Below are 23,638 nucleotides of genomic sequence, written 5' to 3'. Positions count from 1 at the left end.
TCCTACTTATATAGGCCTTAAACAGCTGCTGCCGAGAGCGTTTTTTTCAAAACAATTCTTTACTTTTTTTGTAAATCTTTTGATGAAAAGAACCCTGGTAACAACTCATTAATATTCGTCACAACGTGATCGCCCTTTAAATTAGCTAAAATCACGACTGTGTCTGGTGAAAAGAACTCAGCTAAAACCTGACGACAAGCTCCACATGGAGAGATCGGTCCTTCTGTATCTCCAACAACTGCGATTGCTTGAAACTCTTTTTCACCTTCTGAAACAGCTTTAAAAATCGCCGTGCGCTCTGCGCAGTTTGTTAAACCATAGGAAGCGTTTTCGATATTACATCCGTGATATAGTTTTCCGTCCTTTGTTAAAAGAGCTGCACCTACATGAAAATTTGAATATTGAACATATGCTTGCTTACTTGCGACGATTGCTTCTTCAATTAATTTTTTCGGTTCCATTCATTCATCATCCTTTTTCATGGTTTAAAGCAGGCTAGCTCAGTATATGAGCTAACCTGCTAGACATTCTCTTTAGATTGTAATTGAATTAGTATGAGCTGTTGCTAATTTCGCCCTTAGCAATTGATACGCCAGAGCTTGCCCCAATACGCGTAGCACCTGCTTCAATCATCGCTTTAGCGTCTTCTAATCCTCGTACCCCACCAGATGCTTTTACGCCAAGGTCTGGTCCAACTGTTTTTCTCATTAACGCGATGTCTTCAACCGTTGCGCCACCTGTTGAAAATCCAGTAGATGTTTTAACAAAGTCTGCACCTGCTTTAACAGATAGTTCACAAGCTTTTACTTTTTCTTCATCTGTTAATAGACATGTTTCAATGATTACTTTCACTAATGCTTTGCCTTTTGCAGCATCAACAACCGCTTTAATATCGCGCTCTACTAGCTCGTAGTTTTTGTCTTTTAACGCCCCGATATTAATAACCATATCAACTTCGTCTGCACCGTTTTCAATTGCATTTGTTGTTTCGAATGCTTTTACTTCTGGTGTGTTTGCTCCTAGTGGGAAACCAATTACTGTGCATACTTTTACTTCTTGTGCATCGCGTAATAACTCAGCAGCTTTTTTAACCCAAGTTGGGTTCACACATACTGATGCAAATGAATACTCTTTTGCTTCTTTTGCAAGTACTGTAATTTGCTCTTCTGTTGCGTTAGCTTTTAATAAAGTGTGGTCAATCATTTTTGTAATTTCGTTGCTCATGTTTAATTCTTCCTTTCAATCCTCTTATAAAGTGAAATTTTAATCTGTAGAAGTCTTGTTACTCTTCTACTGAATACCTAGTTGAACCATTGTGGCCTTTAGGCGCAATAGAATTAATGAATTTCTTTATAGATGAGCGTTGGTGCATTTACTTGTTCAGATACAATTGTATAAGAATCATAAATAACATTCATTACTTCATCTACGTTTTCAGAGTTGCTATGAATTGTTACAAGCGCATCGCCCTTCTTAACAGCATCTCCTACTTTTTTGTGCAATACTACACCAACAGCTAAATCAATGACTGATTCTTTTGTTGCGCGACCTGCACCAAGCTTCATTGCTGCTACGCCGATTTGCTCAGCAACAATTTCTGCTACATAGCCATCTGCTTTTGCTGGAACCGAAATTTTATAAGAAGCATCTGGAAGCTGTGATGGATCATCGACTACGGATGCATCTCCACCCTGTGCTTCAAGGAATGTTTTAAATGTTGCAAGTGCTTGTCCGTTATCAATCACTTCTATTAATAGCGCACGCGCCTCTTCAAGGCTGCTTGCTTTCTTTGCAAGCATAACCATATGACTACCTAACGTCAAGCATAATTCTGTTAAATCCTCCGGCCCTTCTCCTTTTAACGTATCGATTGCTTCTTTCACTTCTAGCGCGTTTCCAACCGCAAATCCAAGCGGTTGACTCATATCAGAAATGATAGCTTTTGTGTTTCGTCCAACACCTTTTCCGATTTCAACCATTGCTTGTGCTAATGCTTCTGCATCTTTTAAGTCTTTCATAAACGCACCGTTTCCAGTCTTAACATCTAAACAAATTGCATCTGCACCCGCTGCAATCTTCTTACTCATAATTGAGCTTGCAATCAGTGGAATTGAATCAACCGTTGCCGTTACGTCACGTAGTGCGTATAGGCTTTTATCCGCTGGTGTTAAGTCACCGCTTTGCCCAATAACTGCTAGTTTATTGGTATTTACCAAGCGAATGAATTCATCATTCGTAATTTCAACGTGAAACCCTGGCACAGCTTCCAACTTATCAATTGTTCCACCCGTGTGACCAAGACCGCGACCTGACATCTTAGCAACCGGTACGCCTACGGCTGCGACAAGTGGACCAAGTACAAGCGTTGTTGTATCTCCTACGCCTCCTGTACTGTGCTTATCTACTTTAATACCTTCAATGTCACTTAGATCAATTTGATCACCTGAGTTTACCATCGCTGTTGTTAAATGAACGCGTTCTTCCTGCGTCATATCTTGAAAGTAAATTGCCATTGCTAGTGCGGACATCTGATAGTCAGGCAAGTTACCATTTGTATATTCAGAAATAATGAAGTCAATTTCACTTTTTGTTAATTCTAAGCCATTTCGCTTTTTTTCAATTAAATCTACAACTCTCATTGATATGGCCTCCCTATGCGCTTTCTTTTCATGATTGTAACGCTTTCAACATCTTATATCTTCACTATATCTTAACCTTGAACAAATGTAAATATTTATTTTTACATTTGTTCAAGGTTTTTTTATGATGTCTCTTTTTCAAGCAGCTGCTGAGCGGTGAATGGGTCTGTGATCAGTGTATTAACATACCCTCCTTTTATCGCACCAAAAATACCTTCTACTTTGTGCGCTCCTCCCGCTACGAGGATGGAATAATCTTTTTGCTTAAGGTCTTCTAAATCTAACCCTAGCGTACGTTCATTTAAGCTCGGATTGCAAATGCATCCATGTTCATCGAAAAAACGTGAACAAATATCACCGACTGCGTGTGGATCTAACTGTTTTAAATCTTCTTCTGTAAAGTAACCTAGCTGAAACAACAAAGAACCTGTCTTAATAGGACCCGTTGTAAAAACCGCAATATTTGCTTTTTTACCAAGTTCCAATATTCCTTTTATATGACGGTCAGCTTCCATTGCTTGCTTTACTACCACATGATCAACAATTGCCGGAAGCGGTAAATACAGAGGAACGGTGCTATAAGCATTTCCGAATAGATGCAGAATTTCAGAGGCATACGTGTTGGTTTCAGAATGACTGACTCCACCTTTTAGTTGTACAACTTTCACATCTTTTACACGCTTTTTTTTGAGCTTCATTCCTACATGGTAAAGTGTTGTTCCCCACGTTACGCCAATAATATCCCCATCTTTTACAACTTCATCCAAGTAATCTGCTGCTGCTTCTCCTAAACCTTCCTTTACAAGGTTTCGGTCTTCATGAGGTATAGAAGCAACAATTGCTTTATTTAACTTGAACGTTTTTTCAAGCTGAGCTGACAGCTCTTCCACATCAATCGTAGAGTCAATAATTTTAATCTGTACAATACCTTCAGACTTAGCTTGCTGTAGTAAGCGTGAAACGGTTGGTCTTGATACTCCAAGTTTTTTGGCAATTTCATTTTGATTATAGTCAAGCAGATAATACATCTTTGCTGCTTCAATTACTTTCGTTAACTTGTCGCTTTCCATAAGCATCCCCTTTACGTTGGTGTAGCGTTTTCATTTTTCTATCTTACCAAACAATGAACATTTTTATAATATCACTTGAACATTTTTTCAAAAAAAAACCTCTCTTCTAATTGAAGAAAGGCTTAGCGGTTGACAGCATATACAACAAACAACACAATATTCAACATAATAAGAGCAACCCCGGCAAGGAGCCACTTTGTTCCCTGAGACTTCTTTTCTCCTTCTTGCATTTCGAAGCCTCGAATAGCAAACACAATCCCCAGTGTAAAAAATAAAAAGAATGTTTGGCGATAATCAAAAAAAGCCAAAACCAAAAAAATGGCTGTGAAAAATACCATAATCATTTCTAATGCCATATACGGCTGTTTTTTACATACTAACAGTTTCAAATAACACACCTACCCTTTATCCAAGTTCTATGACAACTTATTTTACTATTTTTTCACGAGCAGGTGTCAACGTTTGATGTACTGTTCACGTATTTGTAACAAAAGCGCTTCCTTATTAGGAAGCGCTTTTGTTATTCGTTCATATTTGGATTCATCGGATTATCAATTCCAGTTTTCTCTTGAATCTTTTTATAAATAAAGTACGTATAGATTGCAATTAAGATTGAGAACGCCCACGTCACTGCTTGACGAAAGACAATCATGTTGCCATAACCTTCAACACCGTACTTTTGAATAAGAATGTATTTTACAATCGCTAAAAACACATAGCGCCCCGCAAACAAAACAGTTAACCAGTTCATCATTTTAAAGAGATCTTGCTCAAAAAACAGTCTTTTGGAGTCCTCACGTTTATATCCCATTAGATAAGCCGTATCAACAAAGAAATACAGCCCAATTGGACGCTTCACTAAAATCGTTATCAAAGTAAAAATAGCTAGTCCAATCATAAAATAAACTTGATTAATCAGCATGGTTTCTGCATTACCTGACAATAAGTCTACGATTGTTCGCGCAAGCAATGTAATAACAAGAAACAGTCCCGTTACGTTAAATTGACGCTCTTTAATAAACGTATAAATAGTATAAAAGAATGCAGGTGCTGTCGATAACAAAATGGCGTAATAGTCACCGATAAGGTCTTTTCCCTGATTCCAGATGAGGTACGGGATTGCAATGTAAAAAAGCAAGTCAAACCATACTCGTTTTGAATTGTTCATAGCGCTCTCCTTTTTCCACTATTGTTAGTGCAATTATATGGGAAAATGATGTAGAAGGAAAGGTTATTTCATTTGCAAAAATGAAAAGCCTTCCTCGTTTTCATTTAAATCATATACATCTTCACCTTTCATTAATAAAACGCCATGGAAAATTTGAAGATCATCATCACACGCTTCACAAAATTCTTTCTCACAGTCATTCCAAAAGGTAAACAGAGATAGCTTTTTCATATACACATGGCGATAACCCGTCTGATGTTCATGAATAAGCCTTGTATAGTGCTCAAGCGCTTCTTTTTTATGGTCGAATTCAATTGTTTCAATGATGTCTTTTTCCCAACCATCTAGAAAAAGCCACGGTTCACAGTCAGTTTTAATTTTATGGACTTTCCATTTTTCATTCATAGTACTTCGCTCCTTACTTATTCTTACAGGATGCTTACTCTTTTATTATTCAAGAAAAACACCTGCGAATCAAGTAATACGCTAAAAGCGCACCAGCTATCTTTGAACTGATGCGCTTTCACACTTGCTATGAAGCGATTCGCTTTGTATCTATTTGTTTTTTCAGCCAATCTTTACCTTCTACAATGCGTGAAACAAGCATAGAAGACACGTTATCTCCCGTTACGTTCACCATTGTAGCAGGTGGATCGACGATCATGCCTAACGCCGCCATCACCGGAAGTGCTTCAATTGGCAAGCCAAACATCGTTAAAATTAACATCTCACCAACTGCTCCTCCGCTCGGTAGACCCGCAATGACAACACCGCATAAAATAGCAACAACGATAGCTTTCACAAACGTATCGATGCCGCTGAAATCCATATCAAATAGCGTAAAGGCAAACGAAATCTTTAAGATGGCAGCCAAGCAGGACCCGTCCATATGTACGGTTGCTCCAATTGGAATGACCGTTTCTCGCACATCTTTTGGAACACCTGTTTGTCTAGCTGCCTCTAGGTTCACAGGTACGCTGGCTACGCTGCTTCCCGTTCCTAAAGCCGTAACTGCTGGCGTTAAAATATTTTTCCAAAAACGAACAATTCCTTCTTTTCCTCCTGCTAAAAAAGCATAGAACGTAAATCCAACAAAGAAGTATAAAAGAGCTACCGGATAATACACGGCTACTGCTTTTGCATACGTTCCTAATAACTCAGGACCAAATACACCAACTAAAGACGCAAAGTAAGCAAACAGCCCAATTGGTGCCACGTACATCACAAGCGTTACCATCTTCATGAACACCTGTGAACCTGATTGTAGTACTTTCACAAAAGGCTTTCCAGCTTCACCAATTAACGTTGCTGATAATCCTAACAGTACAGCAAAAACAATAAGTGCCAGCATATGTTCACGAGACAGTAAATCCACAAAGTCAGACGTTGTAAATGCTTGTACAAACTGGTCAGCAATATTAATATCTTCTACCTGACCTGGCTTTTCAATTGTAATTGGTGACGCATCAACTGATAAGAATGCCTTAACGGCAAAAAGCATTAATAAAGATGAAATAATGCCAGTCAAAATAAAAACGCCAAACATTGAGCCAATGATTTTTCCAAAGCGGTTCATATTCGCAGTGTTTGATACGGCAGCTGCAATGCTAAAAAACACGAGCGGCACAACAACCATAAACATTAAGTTTAAATACATGTCCCCCAGCGGCTTTAGCACTTCTGCTTTCTCTCCAACAAAGAACCCTACTGCTCCACCAGCAAAAATAGATGCTAGTAATATGAGCGGAAAGCGATATGGTTTTAACGCGTGCATAAACATCCTCCTTTTAATAAAACGCTCACAAAAAAAGCGCCAGCATGCGCGCTGTCACTTTTTTGATTTTACTACAGTTTTAAAATTGGTCAATCCAGCTTTAGCCCCTTTTAACAAATTGTATACTTCCGACTTTTCCAATAATTACAGAGATACGATCACAAGGAGCGCTAGAAATAATAATGCTCCTAGCACTTCATGCAAGTAGCTCTTTGACTCTTTATCAGTCAGCCACTGTTCAATTCCGCGTAAAATTGAAACCAAAATGTAGCAAACTGGTATTGGTAGTACTTGAATCCATATTGGGACCTCAGCACTTCTCTCTGACAATGTGACAACTATAAATAGATAAATAGTTAACAAGAAGAGGGTGCCTTCAATCACTTTGTATATTTTTTTCCTACCTTTAGTAAAGGGGGTTACGGGCTTTTCATGAATATTGAGCCGTTTCTTTAAATAAAACTGACTAATTAAAAAGTAAAATATAAAAAGAATAATGATACGGATTAAAACCTCAGAACCCATTCTTATTTCTCCTTTAGCAATCGATAATCTATACATATAGTATCACAATTAAAGGATTAAATGTAATTTATTGTATAAAAAACCTCTACTTTCAAAATAGAAAGTAGAGATCTCTATGTACGCTAACAAGCGATTAATCTCGCTCTCTTGCTCGTTGCGTATCTCGAATATTCTTTTGAATTGTCACAACTGCAAATAAGCTCAGCACAAATGACATACCGTAGAAGCCTTTTTCGCTTAGCGTAATACTACCTGCGTTGTATAAACCAATAACCATTAATGAAATCGATACAATAAGTGCAAACCAGCTAATTCCATAATAAATACCTGTAACTGGGATATCTTCTTCTTTGTCTCGCACAGCTTTTTGAAGAGATACTGCTGAATACAATCCAAATACTAAAACAGCAAAATAGTAGCCTTTTTCATTTAGCTCCATCGTTGCGTTGAATAACCCGACTAAGTATGCAACAACTCCGATAAGTAGCGCTCCCCAAGATGCACCTTTAAAAGCTGGCGTTGGCTCTCCTTCTTTCCGCTCTACCTTGACTTTAGGCTCATCTTGCTGTCGTTTTTCTGTAAACAATTCATGATTATTCGCCATTTGAGTGGTCGCCTCCTCTTCTCTCTTAATCTAAACAAATATGCAATTATATGTTCACTTATACCATTATATAGAAAAAACTTAAAATTAATAGGTCACTTTTTCATAAGCCTTTATACTCAATCTAACTTAAAGTCATTGTTTTGTTTCAGTAAAAAAGGAGATGGCCTTATAGGCCATCTCCTTTTTTATGTAGCACGCTCTAAGCGCTTAAATATTCTTTTTCATCCCACAGTTAACGCATTCTCGCAAAAACTTTCCTTCTCCCACGCTGCTTTTAAAATGAACGCTCGCACAGTTGTCGCAGCGACCCGCAACTTTATCAGGGAGATCTTTGTATTCATATACTTTATCCAGATCAATATTGGCATATAAATCTTCTTTTTCTTCCACCTTAAACACTCCGATTTCATTTGAGATTGCTTCTATATCATACCAACATTAATTTAAGAATAAAAGACATCTTCCTTATTTTCTATCGGTTCGATTACCTGCAACATTTACTTTTCTCTTAGCTGCCTGTTTTATTTTATATTTATTATTTAGAACATAGTTTTTTTAGATACTTACTTGCATAACAAGCACTCATAAAAAAACCACCGCATTCGCAGTGGTTTCATCTTACGCTTCAAAATATTCTTTGTAAAAGCCACCAACTTGACCTGTGTTGTCGACTACAAAGTAAAACTCTTCCGTTTCATTTTTCACATCGTATACTTTTCCTGCTGTTAGTACGTTTTCTACCATGTACTTTTTCGCATTCGTATGTACACATTTTACTTGTTTAACGGTTGGACGATCATTCCACTCTAAATGAATCATATTTGGTCTCTCCTTTTGAACAATTGGACGCTAACTCTGCCCTTCGTTCATTTTACCCCAACTGCTTTTTTTTTCGCAACCGTTGCTTTAACAAAACGTGCCGTATGTTCAATAATTTGGTCTTTATCATAGTCCATAGACGCTACGTGATACGAATTAGGAAGCATAACTTGATGAGCACTTTTTGAACGAATATTCTCCAAAATGTAAGCTGAGTTGCTTGGTGGAACAACATGGTCCACTGTGGATGTTAAAACTAACGCTGGACACGTTACGTAAGATAAACGCTCCTTCGCTTCATCCATTAAAGATAATAGCTCGCGCATTGAACGAACGGGTACCTTGTCATACGTAATTTCATGTACGTTAGGATCTTTAATGTCGGGTTTATCCTCTTTTATATAGCGAGGTGTATGTGCATTTCTGTAGACTTCCATTGAAGGAATTGAAGCCATTGCGGGATTAATAGCAATGACACCTGACAGTTCTAAGTCTTGACTTGCGGTATGAAAGGTTAGCGTTCCACCCATTGATTGCCCTAGAATGAAAACGTGCTCGCATTTTTCTTTTAAAAAGCGATATCCTTCTACAAAATCTGCTTTCCAATTTTCATAGGTTGCCTGTTCAATATCCCGATAGTGAGTTCCATGACCCGCTAGACGAATTCCATAAACCGTATAGCCTTTAGCTGCCAAGCCTTCACCGATATATTCCATGCTTTGTGGCGTTCCCATAAATCCGTGAGAGACTAAAATGCCAACTTCATTTCCTTTATGATAAAAAGCTTCCGCTCCTTGAATAACATCATAACGTTCCATTATTCTTCACCCTTTACGCTCGAATTTTCTGACAAGATTGATTATTTACATAATACACCTATAATTCCTATAAGTCAACTAGGTTTTTAAAAACAAAAAAAACGGCCGTTTGGCCGATTTTTTACGCAAACTGCTTCACACTGCTTTTTAAAAGGGGGAAAACTAGCTCTGCAAATGTGTAAGCTTCCTCTAGGTGAGGATAGCCAGATAAAATGAACGTATCAATTCCGATCTCTTCATACTCCTTTAATCGCTCTGCTACTATTTCAGGACTTCCAACAATGGCAGTTCCTGCCCCTTCACGCGCTAAGCTGATGCCTGCCCACAAGTTAGGTGAAATTTCTAAAGATGAGCGATCTTTTGCCCCTTTATGCAAGCTTGACTGCGTCTTTTGCGCAGTGGAATCAAATTTAGCAAATTTATCTTGAAACGCTTTAATTACGTTATCATCTACGTGCTTAATTAAGTTATCTGCTGCAGCCCATGCTTCCTCTTCCTCCTCACGTACGATGACGTGTAAACGAATGCCAAAGCGAAGTTCTCTTCCCTCTAATGCTGCTCGCTCTTTCATCTCTTCAATTTTCTTTTTAATAACTGCAGGCGGCTCTCCCCATAGTAAATATACGTCCGTATGACGCGCTCCAACTTCTTTACCAGCAGGAGACGACCCGCCAAAATAAAGAGGTGGATACGGTTTTTGCACGGGCAACGTAGGAATATACGCCCCGGTTACGTCGATATGCTTTCCTTTTAAATCAACGCTTTCTCCTTGCATGACCTTGCGCCACACCGTTAAAAATTCTTCTGTCACTTCGTAGCGCTCATCATGACTTAAATAGTTACCAAACGTAGCTTGTTCAACTGGATCTCCACCTGTAACGATGTTTAGCATAAGGCGTCCGTTGGAAATCTGATCAAACGTCGAAGCCATGCGCGCTGATATTGTGGGAGACATCACCCCAGGGCGAAGAGCAATTAAAAATTTCAGACGCTGTGTAACTGATGCTAGAGCTGATGCTAAAACCCAAGAGTCTTCACAGTTTGAACCTGTTGGTAACAGCGCTCCATCATAACCTAAATAATCTAATGCACCTGCAATTTGTTTTAAATAGTGAATATCACTTTTTCTTTCCCCAATTTGTGTACCTAAATAATGTCCATCTCCCGCTGTTGGAAAAAACCATAATATATCCATAACTATTCCTCCCCAATTGTCTTAAATTATGTAAAGAAAGGCACGTGCTTTTAAAACACGTGCCTTCAGTTCGTCTGATCAGCGAAGTTCATTAACTTTATGATAAAACTTATTATCCCTATTAGTCAAGTAGGTTTTTTATTTTTTCACAGAATTGTTAAAAAACGTTTACTTCATTAGAGTATGCTTCTAATGTTTCATAGTCATATACAATGACGGATGCAGCCTGCTTTCCTACATAGCGCAGGTGCCAAGGTTCATATTTGTAGCCTGTTATATATTCTTTTCCTTCAGGGTAGCGAACAATAAAGCCATATTCAGCAGCATGTGCCTTCAACCAGTTTGCCTCCTTTGTTCCTCCAAAACAGTCCGATACCGCACACGTTCCATCTCCTCCTGTTACGTCAATCGCTAAGCCAGTTTCATGTTCACTCGTTCCAGGAAGCGCGCTGTACGTGAGCGCTTTTTCTTCTCCATCACGCTTAGAATAATAGGCAAACAAAGCTTTTTGACGTTCATGAGACCGATAAGCTGATACGCCAAGCAGGTAAATCCCATTTTTCTTCGCTTCCTGAAACATTTCTTCGAGCGCTTCTGCAGCAGGTTGTCGCAGCATGCGTTTTTCAATTCGGTCGCTAAACGTAAACGAAACATTCGGATATACTAAATCCGCTGGCTTATAAGTGTTAGGAAGCTGGTGGTGTTTATTGACTAAAGCAGTGAGCGATTCGGGTTCTGCAACAACAACTGGGCTTTTTACAGCTGGTTCAGATTCACCGTTTTGAGCTTGTCCACTGTTTCGTCCCACATCTTCTTTTACTACACTTTTGCTTTGTTCATTGGGTTTATCTACTTCCTTTACTTTTTCTTTATCAACTGCTTGTATAGAATCATCCTGTATTTGTTCTGTGGAGATCTCTTGTGAACAGCCACCTATAATCATCGCTAGCGCGAGAGAAAATGTTATGAGTGTATTTCTCATGGTGTTAGCTCCTTTCAACTACAGCTTCTATTTCAATAGCTTATAGAAAAAGAGTACACAACCTTTATTTCAAAACCATATAGACTTGTTTCGAAATTGTAAACAATCATAGTAAAGAAAGAAAAAAACTGCCGAAGCAGTCTACTCTAATGAAATAACATAGGTATGAACTTGATTATCTTGGACAGTTGATGCAGCTAATTGTTTCCCAGATGGACTCCAACTTAGTTGGTCAGCAGCATACTCTAGAGGGACATTTAAATGCGTTACGTCTCCTGTTATGCTATCCGCAACAAAAATCCCTTTTATTTCTCCATCTTCAGCAATATAATTGTAAGCCAATTTTGAACCATCAGGAGACCAGCTAACGCCAAAAATTTGAGTTGAATCCGCTAATTGAAAAGCTTCCGTTCCTTTTAAGTCCGTTATAGATAACGTTTTAGTGCGTTCATTCCTTTGCTGTACGAGGGCAAGCTGCTTTCCGTTAGGAGAGGGTATGACAGATACAGCATCACTTTGAACTTTTTCAGCACCCCTTTGAGACTGAGGAACAAAATACAATTGGTTATATACAGCGATATAATAAAAACCTTTTTGCCCTTTCATAATATCTACAGCTCGCTCTTTTGTAGGTAGTAACGTTTCACTATTGTCTTTACTATTCACTTGTACTACCTTTCCTTCTGCCGTAACAAGACCAACCTCAGAAGAATTTAACCAATCTCCTCTTGACCCTGGATACAAAAGTTTATGAGTTAATTTCTTCGTCTTTTTACTCTTTATGTCCAGCACATAACCAAAAGAATCAACGCCTTCATCCACTTTATAAAATAACTGCTTATTATCAGGAGAAAGTTTGGCAGAATGCTGAACTTGATTGTTTGGCAACAAAGGTTGGAAGTGGTTATTTTTCAAATGATAAATCCCTAGGTTTTGTGCATATACCTCGTTTGTTCCAAAACCTTCGGCACGTATTTCTTTGTTTTCTTTAGTAACTATTAGCTTCCTGTCAGTTAAAAATTGAAATGCTCGAACATCCTCAAGACGCTGAATATTTTTAACTTTTAGCTCGTCCTTTGCATCTGCTTGATCTACAATTGTAATGTTATCGTTTGGTTTGTTCGTGCCTTCTTCACTTCCGCAAGCAGAAAGAATCAAGATACTAATAGTAAGACACATCGTTCGTTTATACCGTTTCAATAACGGCTCACTCCTTTTACTTGCTTTCTTCATTGAGCTTTCGTGGGAACGTCACTCTAAAAAGCGTCCATTCCGTATCAGAACGGCGTAGCTCAACATACCCTTGCTGTTTTTCAGTCAGCTTTTTGACTAGAGCCAACCCAAGACCTGTTCCTCCCGATATACGTGATCGGTCTTTGTTCACCGTAAAAAATGGCTGGAACAATTTTTCTCTCGCATCCATTGGAATACCCGCTCCTGTATTTGCCACATCAATCGCTACATGCTCATTATCCTGATGAGATGTAACGACAATTTCACCACCCGCTTCATTATATTTAATAGCATTATCAATTAAGTTCATAAAGATGTGAAATAAGCTTTCACGGTCTGCAAAAACAACGGCTTTATGGACATTCAGCTTAAGCTTCAAATTGAATTTTATCGCTTTTCCCTGCATCCTCTTGCACACGTCTGCCACAACTTCATCTAACTGTAGATGCTGTGGAATCTGTTCAAAGTCATATCTTTCAAGTTCCGCAAGCCTTAATATTTTGTCTACCATTTCATGAAGGCGACCTGTTTCTTTTCGAATATTTTCAACTCCGTCTTCTAAAAGTTGAGGATCATCTCGATACATATCCAACAAATCAACATACGCTTTAATAGAAGTAAGCGGCGTTTTAAATTCATGGCTAATGTTTCCAATAAATTGTTTTTGCTGCTGCTCAAGCGCTTGTAGTTTTACAACGGCGAGCTCAAGCTTTCTTTTCTCTTCGTTTAATTCAGCTATGCTGCGTTGAATAGCAGTACTCATCACATATAATCCGCTACTCAGCTCTCCTAATTCATCTTTTCCCTGAAAAGGAGGTGAATTCAAAAAAGTGCCGTTTTGCAACTGGAAAGAAGCGTTCTTCAACATTGTTACTCGATTTGCTATTCGATAAAAATACAAATATCCAATGAGAATGGCAGCTCCTGCAGATGCTATTCCTCCTATTAAGAAGAGCCGTTTAATTTCGGCTAAAAACTCCTGATTATCGGCCAGCGAATAATCAAATCGAATGGCTCCTATTTGCTGATTTTCAATGGAAAGAGGAGCCACATAAAAAAGTGAAGACCCTTTCGTTTCATAAGCGACTTGTCCTTTTAACGCGTAGCTTAACGTATCAGCAATCTCTACATCACGCTGACCGATGGGGAGTGAACTTCCTTCTTCTATGCCTTTTTGATTATAGATCACTGTTTGAAGGCCACTCTGGAGAGCAATTGATGAGGCTAGGCGCTGAGCTTTTTGTTGCAAAAAAGACTCAATACTGACGGAATTATCCTCAGTAAGATAGCTTTGACGAATGGACTGCTTTGCAACTTCACTTTTTTGAAGAAGCTCTTCCTCTACTCTATTTCGCTGATTATTTTCAATTCCTTTTAACACCAGTACACTGAGCCCTGCTACCGTTAAAATAATGAGAAGAGCTAGCACTACACTGATTTTAAATTTGATGCTCATTTTCATTCTTCAATCCCTGCTGTTGCCTTATAGCCCACTCCATACACGGTTTGAAGCAAGTAAGGTTCTGCTTCTCCCACTTTTTTTCGCAGGCGCTGCATATGAATATCAACTGTGCGCGTGCCTCCCATATAGTCCATACCCCAAACAAGGTCCAGTAAGTCTTCCCGCGTATACACCCGCTCTAGGTTTGAAAGTAACAGAGCCATTAAATCAAATTCTTTAGGCGTCAGCTTGACTAATTCACCGGCGACGTACATGGTTCTCTGTATAAGGTTTAGCTTCACTTTTCCGATTAGGATGTCACCTTTTGATTTCGTTTCCGCTCTTTTTTCTAGTCGTCGTAAAAGTGCTTTTGCTCTGGCTACTAGTTCTCGGATATCAAAAGGCTTTGTCATGTAATCATCCGCTCCCAGCTCTAAACCAAGCACTTTATCTACAATGTCATTTTTAACTGTTAACAAAATAATGCCAAGACCTTGACGATTTTCAAGCTTACGGCATACTTCATATCCAGTAAGTCTTGGCATCATGACGTCTAATATCATCACATCAGGTTTAAAAGCGGCGGCTTTTTCAAGCGCTTCTTCACCATCAGCAGCCGTTTCAACTACATAGCCTTCTCGCTTAAACGCATATGATATGGCCGTTGCGATACTTCTTTCGTCGTCTACCACTAAAATTTTCTTATCCAACTGATCACATACTTTCGTTTCAGGTTTTTACTAATCTTATCAAATAGTCTTCCTCAAGAATATATCGAACTTGTTTCAAAAATGTAAACAAGAGACAAAAAAACACCTCTTATTATTAAGGTGGTGTTGGTAAGGATGCTCTTATTCAAAAGAAACGCCAGCACTCGTCTAAGAGTACTGGCGTTTTTTATTAACCTTCTAATAATAATGTTTCTGGATCTTCTAACAGCTCTTTCACTGTTACTAAGAAACCAACGGCTTCTTTTCCATCAACAATACGGTGATCATAAGATAAAGCAATATACATCATTGGACGATTTTCAATACGATCTTCGTCAATTGCAATCGGACGAGTTTGTATTTTGTGCATTCCTAAAATCCCTACTTGTGGACCATTTAAGATTGGTGTTGACATTAATGATCCGAATACTCCACCGTTTGTAATTGTAAATGTTCCTCCTTGTAAGTCACCGAGCGCTAGCTTATTGTCGCGCGCTTTTTTACCAAGCTCAAGGATACTTCCTTCAATACCTGCAAACGTTTTGCGGTCTGCGTCACGAACAACTGGTACAACAAGTCCATCCGGTGCAGATACGGCAATACCGATATCATAGAACTTTTTAATAACAAGCTCATTGCCCTGAATTTCAGCATTTAATAATGGATACTTTTTCAGCGCTGCTACAACGGCTTTTGTAAAGAATGACATAAAGCCAAGTTTTACATCATGCTGTTCAAAGAATTTGTCTTTACGACGCTTACGAAGTTCCATAACAGCCGTCATATCAACTTCATTAAATGTTGTTAACATCGCAGCCGTCTGCTGTACTTCAACTAAGCGATTTGCAATCGTTTGGCGACGGCGTGACATGCGTACACGTTCAACTGGTTTATCACTGTTCTCACTTACTGCTGGAGAAGGTACCGGTTTAGATTGACGAGCACTTTGAGCTTTTGCGTCAGCTTTTTGCTCTGCTGTTTTTTGGCTAGCAAACGAATCGATATCGTGCTTACGAACGCGCCCTAACGGATCCGCAGTTGGCACTTCATCAAGCTTGATGCCTCGCTCTCTTGCAGCTTTACGCGCAGCTGGAGATGCAATTAACCACTGCTTTTGTGGAACCTCTTCCTTTGCTTCTGCCGCAGGTGCTACCTCTTGTTTTGCTTCTTTTTGTTGAACAGGCTCTTCCACTTTTACTTCTTCCTTCACTTCTGCTTTTGGCGCTGGCGCTTGGCCATCAGCTGCTAAGCGAGCAATTGTTTCCCCTACCTGAACGGTATCGCCTTCACCTGCTAGAAGCTCCGTTAGTACACCTGAATCTTCCGCTGTAATCTCAACGTTTACTTTGTCAGTTTCTAATTCAACAATATAGTCGCCTTTTTCAACAAAGTCTCCTACCTGCTTAAGCCACTGTGCTACTGTTCCCTCTGAAATTGATTCTGCTAGTTCCGGTACTTTAATTTCTCCCATTGTTCATTCCCCTTCCTTATCGTGTCACTACATCATTAGCGATTTGTGTTTTCGTTAATGCTTCTTGTAATATACGCTCTTGTTCTTGTCTATGAGTGGTTGGGTCTCCTTCTGCTGGGCTTGAACGTCTTCTGCGGCCAATATAATCAACGCTTACGCCTTCTGGTGCTACTTCGCGAAGCTTAGCCTCAACATAATTCCAAGCGCCCATGTTCTCAGGCTCTTCTTGCATCCAAGCAATCTCTTTTAAGTTTGGATATTTAGCAAATAAATCAGCTACAATTCGTCTTGGGAATGGATAAATTTGCTCAAGGCGTAGTACGTGTAACCAATCTAGCGACTTATCGGATTTTTGAATACGATCTGTTAAATCACCGCTAATTTTACCGCTGCATAGAACGATACGTTCAACTTCTTCCACTTTCTCACCTAAGCTTGGTTGCTCGACAACTAAGCGGAAAGAACCGTTTGTGAATTCTTCCATATTCGATACGCTAAACGCACTTCGAAGCAAACTTTTTGGTGCCATAACGACAAGTGGACGTACCTCTTCTTTTTTTAAGATAGCCGCTTGACGACGTAATAAGTGAAAGTACTGCGCCGCACTCGTTACGTTTGCCACCGTCCAGTTATTTTCAGCAGCTAGCTGTAAGAAGCGTTCTAACCTTGCGCTTGAATGCTCTGGACCTTGACCTTCATGCCCGTGTGGAAGCAGGAGAACCATACCTGATTTTTGTCCCCATTTCGCGCGACCTGCTGAAATAAATTGATCAATGATAACCTGACCAGCATTTGCAAAGTCTCCGAACTGAGCTTCCCAAATCACAAGTGTTTCTGGTGCGAATACATTATATCCGTAGTCAAACCCTAATACTGAGCCTTCAGAAAGTGGACTGTTACGAATATCAAAGGAAGCGCTTACGTTCTTCATTGTGTGCAGTGGTGAGTATACATCCCCTGTCTCATAATCATGCAATACAAGATGACGATGAGCGAATGTTCCACGTTCTGAATCTTGTCCTGTAATGCGAATCGGCGTACCGTCACGTAAAATACTTGCAAATGCAAATGCTTCACCTAATGACCAGTCTGCTTTCCCGTTTTCTTCAAACGCTTTCGCACGTTTTGACAAAATACGATCTAGTTTTGGAAATACTTTAAAGTCTTCTGGGTACGTCACAAGCTCTCGGTTAATCTCTAAAAGCTCTTCTTTTGGCACAGACGTGTCTAAAGTTGGAATACCATTAAATACTGCTTTTGGCATTTCCATAATTTGATGACGTTTTTCTGCTTTTGGTGGTACTTTATCATAAGCAGTCTGCAATTTCTTTTGAAGTTGCTCACTAATTTCATTCACTTGTTCGTTAGTGACTACTTGTGCTTTTTCCAATTGTTCAGCGTAAAGAGCTCGAACTGTTGGACGCTTTGTAATAATTTCGTACATCTTTGGCTGCGTTACAAATGGTTCATCCATTTCATTATGACCAAATCGGCGATAGCCAATTAAATCAATTAAGAAATCTTTATTAAAACGGCGACGATACTCAATTGCAAAATAAGCCGCTGCCAGACATGCTTCTGGATCGTCTGCGTTTACGTGGACAATCGGAATTTCGAATCCTTTTGCTAGATCGCTCGCGTATTTTGTTGAACGAGAATCTACGCTTTCCGTTGTAAACCCAATCATATTGTTGGCGATAATATGAATAGTTCCACCCGTTTGGTATCCAGAAAGCTGATTTAAGTTTAGGGTTTCCTGAACAATTCCTTCACCTGGAAATGCTGCGTCACCGTGAATTAGAATCGCAAAAGATTTCGTGATGTCTTGCTTTGGATAACCGTTAGTTTGGCGATCGTCCTGAGCAGCTCTTGTAAACCCTTCCACAACTGGATTGACGAATTCCAAATGACTTGGGTTACTTGCCAATGTCAAACGAGCTCGAACTGTGTTTTCAGCTTTAATTTGTTTATCTGCACCTAAGTGATATTTTACGTCCCCTGTCCAACCATAGTTAATACCAATTGAACCCTCAGATGGTACAAGTTCTTTATTCGGTGAATGTTGGAACTCAGCAAAAATCATTTCATACGGCTTGCCTAGTACGTGTGCTAACACATTTAGACGTCCACGGTGCGCCATTCCAATATTAACTGTTTTCGGACTTTTTTCGACAGAGCGCTCAACTAATTCATCGATTAACGGAATAAGCATATCTACGCCTTCAATTGAGAATCGTTTTTGTCCGACAAATGTACGATGTAAAAATTGTTCGAACCCTTCTACTTCCGTTAGACGCTTTAATACTGAAATACGCTTTTCATCAGAAAGAGGTTGAAAAATTGCTCCTGACTCCACCATTTCAGTAAGCCACTTATTCTCCTCCATGTTATGTACATGATGGAATTCAAACGCCATTGTCTTCGTGTATACATCCGTTAAATACTCAATTGCAGCCAGACCATCTTTTACGTGTCCAGGCGCATTTGCGCAAAGAATTTCAACCGGTACTGCTTTTAAATCTTCCTTCGATAATCCATAGTCTTCTAGATGTAGAAGCACAGGATCTTTTTTACCGCTTTCCAACGGCTTAATTGCTGCATATAAATGACCGTATGCACGAATATTTTCTGCTAGCTTAATGGCAGCAGCAATTTTAGCTGTATTAGCTGCTGGAACATGCTGTGTGTCTGCTGCTTCAGCATAGCTGCTATCAAGTAATGGCGGTGCACCCCAATAATCAAATAGTTCTTTTAGTTCTGGATCTATTAAATCCGACTTTTCTTCATATAACTCATACTGTTCTAATACATAGCCATAGTTTGGGCCCAAAAACCCTTTCCAAGGCTCACCTCTGTTTGACGTTTCGTTACCCATTTAAAAACCCCCAACGAGTTATAATAAGTGAAATCTTTATTCAACTTTTAATGTCTTACTAGAATTAAAGTGTTAAAAGTGATTGATTTCGCATTTTCAAAATACTGATTGCCTTATGGTCAGACATCTTTACAAGATGGATGTTCTTCCAGTACTTGTATTTGATATCTGTCTCTATTTTACCACTGTTGAGCCTGTCAATCAAAATGAAATCGCTATATTTCTTTAATTTTTTTTACTTTTTTAATAGTCTTACGACTTTTTGAAAGCGCTTTATAAGTAAAGTGAATTACTTATCAAAATAAGTCTTAATGAATGGTTATCACACAACTATCCATGCAACTTAATTGCTTAAAATTTAATTTTAAATTTCATAACTTAGCGATATAACTGCCATTTCTTTCAGTCATAGTTATAGTTTCAAATACAAAAAAAGAAGCTTATATTTCATTAAGCTTCTTTTTCCTCTATTGTACCCTCTAATTCAATTTTTACGTTTCCTTGGATTGCTCGTGAAATCATGCAGGAGGTTTCTGCTTTTTCCATCAGGCGCTGAACGATACTTTTTTTCTCCATGTCTTTTGAATTTAATACAACCTGTGGACGATGAATGATTTTTTCGTAGGTAAACACACCTTTTGTGACGTCCACCACTGCTTCTGAGTTCATTGTGAGGGATGCTTGTACAATACCACTTCTTTCAAGCATTGCTGCAAGCGTAATAATATAGCACGTTGCAGCTGCTCCAAGTAGCATCTCATCTGGATTTGTGCCGATTCCAGGTCCGTCCATTTCTGGTGGAATCGAGATTTGTGTTTTTAACTGCCCAGAGTGAATTTCACCTACTTCGTTTCGTCCTCCTGGCCAATTTGCGTTGAGATGAAAATGATGCTTCGCCATTTTATTCCACTTCCTTCATTATAATTACTTCTAGTATAACGCCACTGTCAGTAAGTTAACACCATTCTGCTCATCAAAAAAAGACTACGAATCCGCAGTCTTTTCTTAATATAACGGAACAATTTTTGCTTCAGCGACTTTTTTCTTAATTAAAGGCGGTAGCCATTCGCGCACATCTGAAAACTCATAGCCCCAAAAACTAGCCTTTTCATTGCTCATGGTCCACGAATGATCTAGCCCATAAGGCGACGCGTTCTCATCCGTTACTCTCTTTGTGATTTTTGCCTGCTGATTTGTTTCAGCTTCTATTAAACTCATTAACTCTTTTAGCGAAATGGCACCGTTGGAGCATGCATTAATTGGGCCTTTTAGCTTTTGCTCTCCGCACCATGCTAAGAACGCTCCAGCTTCTTCTCGTGAAATAAAATTAAGCTGTGCATCAATATCAGGAAAACCGATTTCTTCTTGATGCATCACTTTATCAATATGGAAGCGAAGACGATTTGTATAATCATTATCACCTAATACAATCGGAATGCGTACAGCTGTCACTGAAAAAGATGCTTTTTGAAAAAGGACGGCTTCAGCTTGTCGCTTTCCTTCTTGATAAGAGATATTTTCTTTTCTAGCATACGATATTGGGTACGTATATGGATCAAAATCTTCTTCGTAAAAATGTTCTTTTGAAGAACCATATACAGATAAGGTAGATGTTAGTACATAGTGGTCTGTACTATTTTGAAAAGCGTCTACAGCTACTAAAGCGCCATGAGATGAATAACAAATTTGATCAAAAACCACATCCCACTTACGACCGCGCGTTGCTTCTATAATGGATTGTTTCTCAACGCGATCTAACTTAATTCGCTCTACTCGATCACCAAACGAATCTTCACGCTGTCCACGATTTGCAATGGTAACCTGTACTTTTTTTGCGAGTAATTCTTCAACAAGATTCGTGCCAAAAAAACGTGTACCGCCTAAAACAAGTGCTGTTTTCATCTTTTCTCCACCTTTCATAATATCCTCTTTCTTATCATACCATTATTATCCATGGTTGCGTACTTTTTAGTTGTGAAACTTTTTTATCATTTTCAATGGATATATTGTCCTTCCCTTCATTTATTCATGATAAGATAGCCATATTGTTCTGTAAAACGGTAGACTTTTAGGCTACGATATTAATTGAAAAGGAGTTGAATTATGATTGAAAGGTTCACCAATTAAACCAAGTGAGCGAATCATTACGTTAGATGTCATTCGAGGTTTTGCGTTATTAGGCATCTTGCTCGTCAATATGCCCGCTTTTCATTCACCAGATTTCATTCATCAGCTATACGCTATAGATGTAGGTTACGAAGGGTTAGACGCCATTATATACGCATTTTTACAGCTTTTTGTTCAGGTTAAGTTTTTTACAATTTTTTCATTCCTATTTGGGGTAGGCTTTTATTTATTCATGAAAAGAGCTGAATCGAAAGGATTAAAAATGAGAAGCTTGTTTTTTAGAAGAGCTTCTATTCTATTAATTATTGGTTCGCTTCATTTAATCTTTTTATGGTTTGGAGATATCCTACACCTTTATGCAGTAGGTGGATTTTTACTATTGGCTTTTTATAACCGCATGCCCAAAACTCTCATTAAATGGGCCTTTAGCTTGTTAGCTATTTATTTAGCTCTTTTATCCATAACGTTTTTTATTCCAGTTGATATGATGGACGAACTTGGACTAGGAAATGCAGATGATGTGCTGCCTACATACATTTATATGTATGAAAGCGCTCCTTATCTAGAATGGCTTGCTTATCGAGTAAAAGTTGAGGTCATTCCCATTTTACTTAATATCCCATTCACGTTAATACCCGTGTTTGCTTTCTTTTTATTCGGCTTATATGCAGGAAAAAAAGGTATTTTTGAAAATGCCGATTGCGCTCCTTTTATTAAAAAGGTTCAGATAGTAACAGGTTCGCTAAGTATACCTTTTGTCATTTGTTTATTTTTGTTGCTGCAAGGTCTATGGGACGTCGGTGTATACAAATCTTCCGCTACTGACCTCTTTAAAAATTTAAGTGGATTTTCTCTTTGTTTTTTCTATATGGCCACTTTAACTCGATTACTGCAGCTAGATACCTGGAAGAAGCGGCTTGGCTGGCTTCAATTTGTAGGCCGGATGGCGTTAACCAATTATTTAGCTCAGACCTTCATTTGTTTTATCTTGTTTAACGGCTTTAATTTATACAATCACGTTAGTTTGACCTTGGGTACTGCAATTGCTATTGTAATTTTTATTGCTCAAGTCATTTGGAGCAAAGCATGGTTTAGATTTTTTCAATTTGGTCCAATGGAATGGCTATGGCGTATCCTCACTTATGGGCATAGTTCTCCTCTTAAACGTCAACCAAAAGCAAGCTAAAAAAAAGCGCTGTAGTATGGAAACTACAGCGCTTTTTTCTTTTTTAATGAAGAAAGAAAAATAAAGCTAGACCCAAAAAGAAAAGTGAAAGAATGAATTCAAATGTCCACTGCCACTTTTCTCGTTTTAAAATGATATGTTCAATTGCAGAAAGAAATGAGGTTGCGCTTACACACACTAAAATAAAGCTAAGCTGACTTACGGTAAACTTTGTTATGAAGCTGATAATAAGCAAAGTAGCAACAACTAAAAACAAAGTGAGCTGAACGGCAAATACCCATTTAATTCTTTGCTTGTACCCATCCTTTAACGCTTGTAATAAATCATTGCTAATCACAACTTTACTCCTTTATACATTTAAAACGACTACGATTTTATCGAGACATAAATATCAACCTGACTGAAATCTGGATCAATGCAGCGCTCATCATAGAGCTCGAAATCCAAAACGAACGCTCGCTCATTCTTATTGGACCACTCCCATATGTATGACCAAGCATCTAAAACCACTTGCTTAGCGGGACCGATAGCTGTAGTAAACACCATATACTCACCCGCTGGAATGGTAAACTCTTGCATTTCTTCTCTTAGCTCTCCACCTGGTGTAACTTCATATCCAAGTGCAAACGTAAATTCAATTGGATTCAACAATTCATAATCTGCATATAACGCAAACATCTTTCCATTTACTTTATTGGCAATTTTATTAGCCATTTGTTGCTTGTAAAACATGTCCCAATGGGCTGGAATTGTTCCCGTTCCTTTTTCTTCTGCCCGATCCGTTGTACGAATAGGAACCCCTACTACGGTTAGTTCATCAATATAAACTTTCCGCTGGTCTATCACTACATTCGCCAACATGACGACCCCCTGTCACTTCCAAACTCTTTTAATCTCTAAATGAGGGAATTACTTCTTTAATATGAATTTTATTTGTATTCAAACAAAACGTCAACTGGCTAAGTTCACTCTGCTTATAAAAAAAGAGTCTATTTTTA

At 38.7% G+C, this 23,638-nt stretch carries 25 protein-coding genes; 1 reads left to right on the top strand and 24 read right to left on the bottom strand.

Annotated features, from left to right (window positions below; all coding sequences use genetic code 11):
• Window positions 1-59 precede the first annotated feature (59 nt).
• The 22 genes from V2145_RS07405 to V2145_RS07300 all read right to left on the bottom strand — a co-directional run bounded on the left by V2145_RS07405 (window position 60) and on the right by V2145_RS07300 (window position 21,229).
• On the bottom strand, window positions 60-461 hold the full coding sequence (locus tag V2145_RS07405) for a cytidine deaminase (protein ID WP_131887849.1): 402 nt from the start codon (window positions 459-461) through the stop codon (window positions 60-62).
• A gap of 88 nt (window positions 462-549) precedes the next feature.
• The gene (gene deoC, locus V2145_RS07400) at window positions 550-1,224 is read right to left on the bottom strand and encodes a deoxyribose-phosphate aldolase (RefSeq protein ID WP_094910335.1); all 675 of its coding nucleotides are present in this window, start codon (window positions 1,222-1,224) and stop codon (window positions 550-552) included.
• Between the two features lie 113 nt (window positions 1,225-1,337).
• Window positions 1,338-2,639, bottom strand: coding sequence for a pyrimidine-nucleoside phosphorylase (locus tag V2145_RS07395; RefSeq protein ID WP_094910336.1), 1,302 nt, complete (start codon window positions 2,637-2,639; stop codon window positions 1,338-1,340).
• Between the two features lie 122 nt (window positions 2,640-2,761).
• Complete coding sequence (locus V2145_RS07390) at window positions 2,762-3,709, bottom strand: sugar-binding transcriptional regulator (protein WP_165932563.1); 948 nt, start codon at window positions 3,707-3,709, stop codon at window positions 2,762-2,764.
• Window positions 3,710-3,831: 122 nt separating this feature from the next.
• A complete protein-coding gene (locus V2145_RS07385; protein ID WP_247600266.1) occupies window positions 3,832-4,098 on the bottom strand; it encodes a hypothetical protein in 267 nt (88 codons plus the stop codon).
• A 131-nt stretch (window positions 4,099-4,229) separates the two neighbouring features.
• Window positions 4,230-4,877, bottom strand: coding sequence for a VC0807 family protein (locus V2145_RS07380; protein ID WP_131887850.1), 648 nt, complete (start codon window positions 4,875-4,877; stop codon window positions 4,230-4,232).
• A 63-nt stretch (window positions 4,878-4,940) separates the two neighbouring features.
• Window positions 4,941-5,282 (bottom strand): DUF1033 family protein, encoded by a 342-nt coding sequence (locus tag V2145_RS07375; protein ID WP_094910339.1) that lies wholly within the window; start codon window positions 5,280-5,282, stop codon window positions 4,941-4,943.
• Window positions 5,283-5,409: 127 nt separating this feature from the next.
• Complete coding sequence (locus V2145_RS07370) at window positions 5,410-6,651, bottom strand: dicarboxylate/amino acid:cation symporter (protein WP_094910340.1); 1,242 nt, start codon at window positions 6,649-6,651, stop codon at window positions 5,410-5,412.
• 144 nt (window positions 6,652-6,795) lie between these two features.
• Window positions 6,796-7,176 carry a DUF4181 domain-containing protein gene (locus V2145_RS07365; RefSeq protein ID WP_165932564.1) on the bottom strand — a complete coding sequence of 127 codons (381 nt, stop codon included), beginning with the start codon at window positions 7,174-7,176 and terminating at the stop codon, window positions 6,796-6,798.
• 133 nt (window positions 7,177-7,309) lie between these two features.
• Complete coding sequence (gene yiaA / locus V2145_RS07360) at window positions 7,310-7,780, bottom strand: inner membrane protein YiaA (protein WP_311857705.1); 471 nt, start codon at window positions 7,778-7,780, stop codon at window positions 7,310-7,312.
• Between the two features lie 210 nt (window positions 7,781-7,990).
• Complete coding sequence (locus V2145_RS07355) at window positions 7,991-8,173, bottom strand: hypothetical protein (RefSeq protein WP_094910343.1); 183 nt, start codon at window positions 8,171-8,173, stop codon at window positions 7,991-7,993.
• Window positions 8,174-8,401: 228 nt separating this feature from the next.
• The gene (locus V2145_RS07350; protein WP_094910344.1) at window positions 8,402-8,602 is read right to left on the bottom strand and encodes a DUF6501 family protein; all 201 of its coding nucleotides are present in this window, start codon (window positions 8,600-8,602) and stop codon (window positions 8,402-8,404) included.
• A gap of 47 nt (window positions 8,603-8,649) precedes the next feature.
• A complete protein-coding gene (locus tag V2145_RS07345) occupies window positions 8,650-9,420 on the bottom strand; it encodes an alpha/beta hydrolase (protein ID WP_094910345.1) in 771 nt (256 codons plus the stop codon).
• 121 nt (window positions 9,421-9,541) lie between these two features.
• A complete protein-coding gene (ssuD, locus tag V2145_RS07340; protein ID WP_094910346.1) occupies window positions 9,542-10,615 on the bottom strand; it encodes an FMNH2-dependent alkanesulfonate monooxygenase in 1,074 nt (357 codons plus the stop codon).
• Between the two features lie 157 nt (window positions 10,616-10,772).
• On the bottom strand, window positions 10,773-11,597 hold the full coding sequence (locus V2145_RS07335) for a M15 family metallopeptidase (RefSeq protein ID WP_330987461.1): 825 nt from the start codon (window positions 11,595-11,597) through the stop codon (window positions 10,773-10,775).
• A gap of 141 nt (window positions 11,598-11,738) precedes the next feature.
• Complete coding sequence (locus V2145_RS07330) at window positions 11,739-12,797, bottom strand: TolB family protein (protein WP_330987460.1); 1,059 nt, start codon at window positions 12,795-12,797, stop codon at window positions 11,739-11,741.
• 16 nt (window positions 12,798-12,813) lie between these two features.
• Window positions 12,814-14,292 (bottom strand): sensor histidine kinase, encoded by a 1,479-nt coding sequence (locus V2145_RS07325; protein WP_094910349.1) that lies wholly within the window; start codon window positions 14,290-14,292, stop codon window positions 12,814-12,816.
• Entirely contained in the window at window positions 14,289-14,981 is a 693-nt protein-coding gene (locus V2145_RS07320) for a response regulator transcription factor (protein ID WP_094910350.1), read from the bottom strand. The genes V2145_RS07325 and V2145_RS07320 overlap by 4 nt, the downstream gene beginning before the upstream one ends.
• Before the next feature lie 190 nt (window positions 14,982-15,171).
• Window positions 15,172-16,452 (bottom strand): 2-oxoglutarate dehydrogenase complex dihydrolipoyllysine-residue succinyltransferase, encoded by a 1,281-nt coding sequence (gene odhB, locus V2145_RS07315; RefSeq protein ID WP_094910351.1) that lies wholly within the window; start codon window positions 16,450-16,452, stop codon window positions 15,172-15,174.
• Window positions 16,453-16,468: 16 nt separating this feature from the next.
• On the bottom strand, window positions 16,469-19,327 hold the full coding sequence (gene sucA / locus V2145_RS07310; protein ID WP_330987459.1) for a 2-oxoglutarate dehydrogenase E1 component: 2,859 nt from the start codon (window positions 19,325-19,327) through the stop codon (window positions 16,469-16,471).
• A gap of 450 nt (window positions 19,328-19,777) precedes the next feature.
• The gene (locus V2145_RS07305) at window positions 19,778-20,227 is read right to left on the bottom strand and encodes an OsmC family protein (protein WP_094910352.1); all 450 of its coding nucleotides are present in this window, start codon (window positions 20,225-20,227) and stop codon (window positions 19,778-19,780) included.
• A gap of 105 nt (window positions 20,228-20,332) precedes the next feature.
• Entirely contained in the window at window positions 20,333-21,229 is an 897-nt protein-coding gene (locus V2145_RS07300; RefSeq protein WP_094910561.1) for an NAD-dependent epimerase/dehydratase family protein, read from the bottom strand.
• 205 nt (window positions 21,230-21,434) lie between these two features.
• Here V2145_RS07300 and V2145_RS07295 point away from each other — a divergent pair, with 205 nt between their 5' ends.
• Window positions 21,435-22,640 (top strand): DUF418 domain-containing protein, encoded by a 1,206-nt coding sequence (locus V2145_RS07295; RefSeq protein ID WP_330987458.1) that lies wholly within the window; start codon window positions 21,435-21,437, stop codon window positions 22,638-22,640.
• A 43-nt stretch (window positions 22,641-22,683) separates the two neighbouring features.
• Here the strand turns inward: V2145_RS07295 and V2145_RS07290 are convergent, their stop codons facing one another.
• The gene (locus V2145_RS07290; protein ID WP_131887858.1) at window positions 22,684-22,977 is read right to left on the bottom strand and encodes a hypothetical protein; all 294 of its coding nucleotides are present in this window, start codon (window positions 22,975-22,977) and stop codon (window positions 22,684-22,686) included.
• Window positions 22,978-23,006: 29 nt separating this feature from the next.
• On the bottom strand, window positions 23,007-23,501 hold the full coding sequence (locus tag V2145_RS07285) for a GyrI-like domain-containing protein (protein ID WP_094910355.1): 495 nt from the start codon (window positions 23,499-23,501) through the stop codon (window positions 23,007-23,009).
• Window positions 23,502-23,638: the final 137 nt, after the last annotated feature.

It is taken from the genome of Priestia sp. GS2 (assembly GCF_036409025.1).
Lineage (GTDB): Bacteria > Bacillota > Bacilli > Bacillales > Bacillaceae_H > Priestia > Priestia aryabhattai_A.
This window is presented reverse-complemented; position numbering and strand designations above follow the sequence as displayed.

Bases quoted from the DNA above. Each gene is read 5' to 3' on its own strand.
- V2145_RS07305 (WP_094910352.1), bottom strand. From the start codon at position 20,227: ATGGCGAAGCATCATTTTCATCTCAACGCAAATTGGCCAGGAGGACGA.
- sucA (WP_330987459.1), bottom strand. From the start codon at position 19,327: ATGGGTAACGAAACGTCAAACAGAGGTGAGCCTTGGAAAGGGTTTTTG.
- V2145_RS07390 (WP_165932563.1), bottom strand. From the start codon at position 3,709: ATGGAAAGCGACAAGTTAACGAAAGTAATTGAAGCAGCAAAGATGTAT.
- V2145_RS07380 (WP_131887850.1), bottom strand. From the start codon at position 4,877: ATGAACAATTCAAAACGAGTATGGTTTGACTTGCTTTTTTACATTGCA.
- ssuD (WP_094910346.1), bottom strand. From the start codon at position 10,615: ATGGATATATTATGGTTTTTTCCAACAGCGGGAGATGGACATTATTTA.
- V2145_RS07350 (WP_094910344.1), bottom strand. From the start codon at position 8,602: ATGATTCATTTAGAGTGGAATGATCGTCCAACCGTTAAACAAGTAAAA.
- V2145_RS07375 (WP_094910339.1), bottom strand. From the start codon at position 5,282: ATGAATGAAAAATGGAAAGTCCATAAAATTAAAACTGACTGTGAACCG.
- V2145_RS07335 (WP_330987461.1), bottom strand. From the start codon at position 11,597: ATGAGAAATACACTCATAACATTTTCTCTCGCGCTAGCGATGATTATA.
- V2145_RS07365 (WP_165932564.1), bottom strand. From the start codon at position 7,176: ATGGGTTCTGAGGTTTTAATCCGTATCATTATTCTTTTTATATTTTAC.
- V2145_RS07395 (WP_094910336.1), bottom strand. From the start codon at position 2,639: ATGAGAGTTGTAGATTTAATTGAAAAAAAGCGAAATGGCTTAGAATTA.
- V2145_RS07300 (WP_094910561.1), bottom strand. From the start codon at position 21,229: ATGAAAACAGCACTTGTTTTAGGCGGTACACGTTTTTTTGGCACGAAT.
- V2145_RS07285 (WP_094910355.1), bottom strand. From the start codon at position 23,501: ATGTTGGCGAATGTAGTGATAGACCAGCGGAAAGTTTATATTGATGAA.
- deoC (WP_094910335.1), bottom strand. From the start codon at position 1,224: ATGAGCAACGAAATTACAAAAATGATTGACCACACTTTATTAAAAGCT.
- V2145_RS07405 (WP_131887849.1), bottom strand. From the start codon at position 461: ATGGAACCGAAAAAATTAATTGAAGAAGCAATCGTCGCAAGTAAGCAA.
- V2145_RS07325 (WP_094910349.1), bottom strand. From the start codon at position 14,292: ATGAAAATGAGCATCAAATTTAAAATCAGTGTAGTGCTAGCTCTTCTC.
- odhB (WP_094910351.1), bottom strand. From the start codon at position 16,452: ATGGGAGAAATTAAAGTACCGGAACTAGCAGAATCAATTTCAGAGGGA.
- V2145_RS07345 (WP_094910345.1), bottom strand. From the start codon at position 9,420: ATGGAACGTTATGATGTTATTCAAGGAGCGGAAGCTTTTTATCATAAA.
- yiaA (WP_311857705.1), bottom strand. From the start codon at position 7,780: ATGGCGAATAATCATGAATTGTTTACAGAAAAACGACAGCAAGATGAG.
- V2145_RS07370 (WP_094910340.1), bottom strand. From the start codon at position 6,651: ATGCACGCGTTAAAACCATATCGCTTTCCGCTCATATTACTAGCATCT.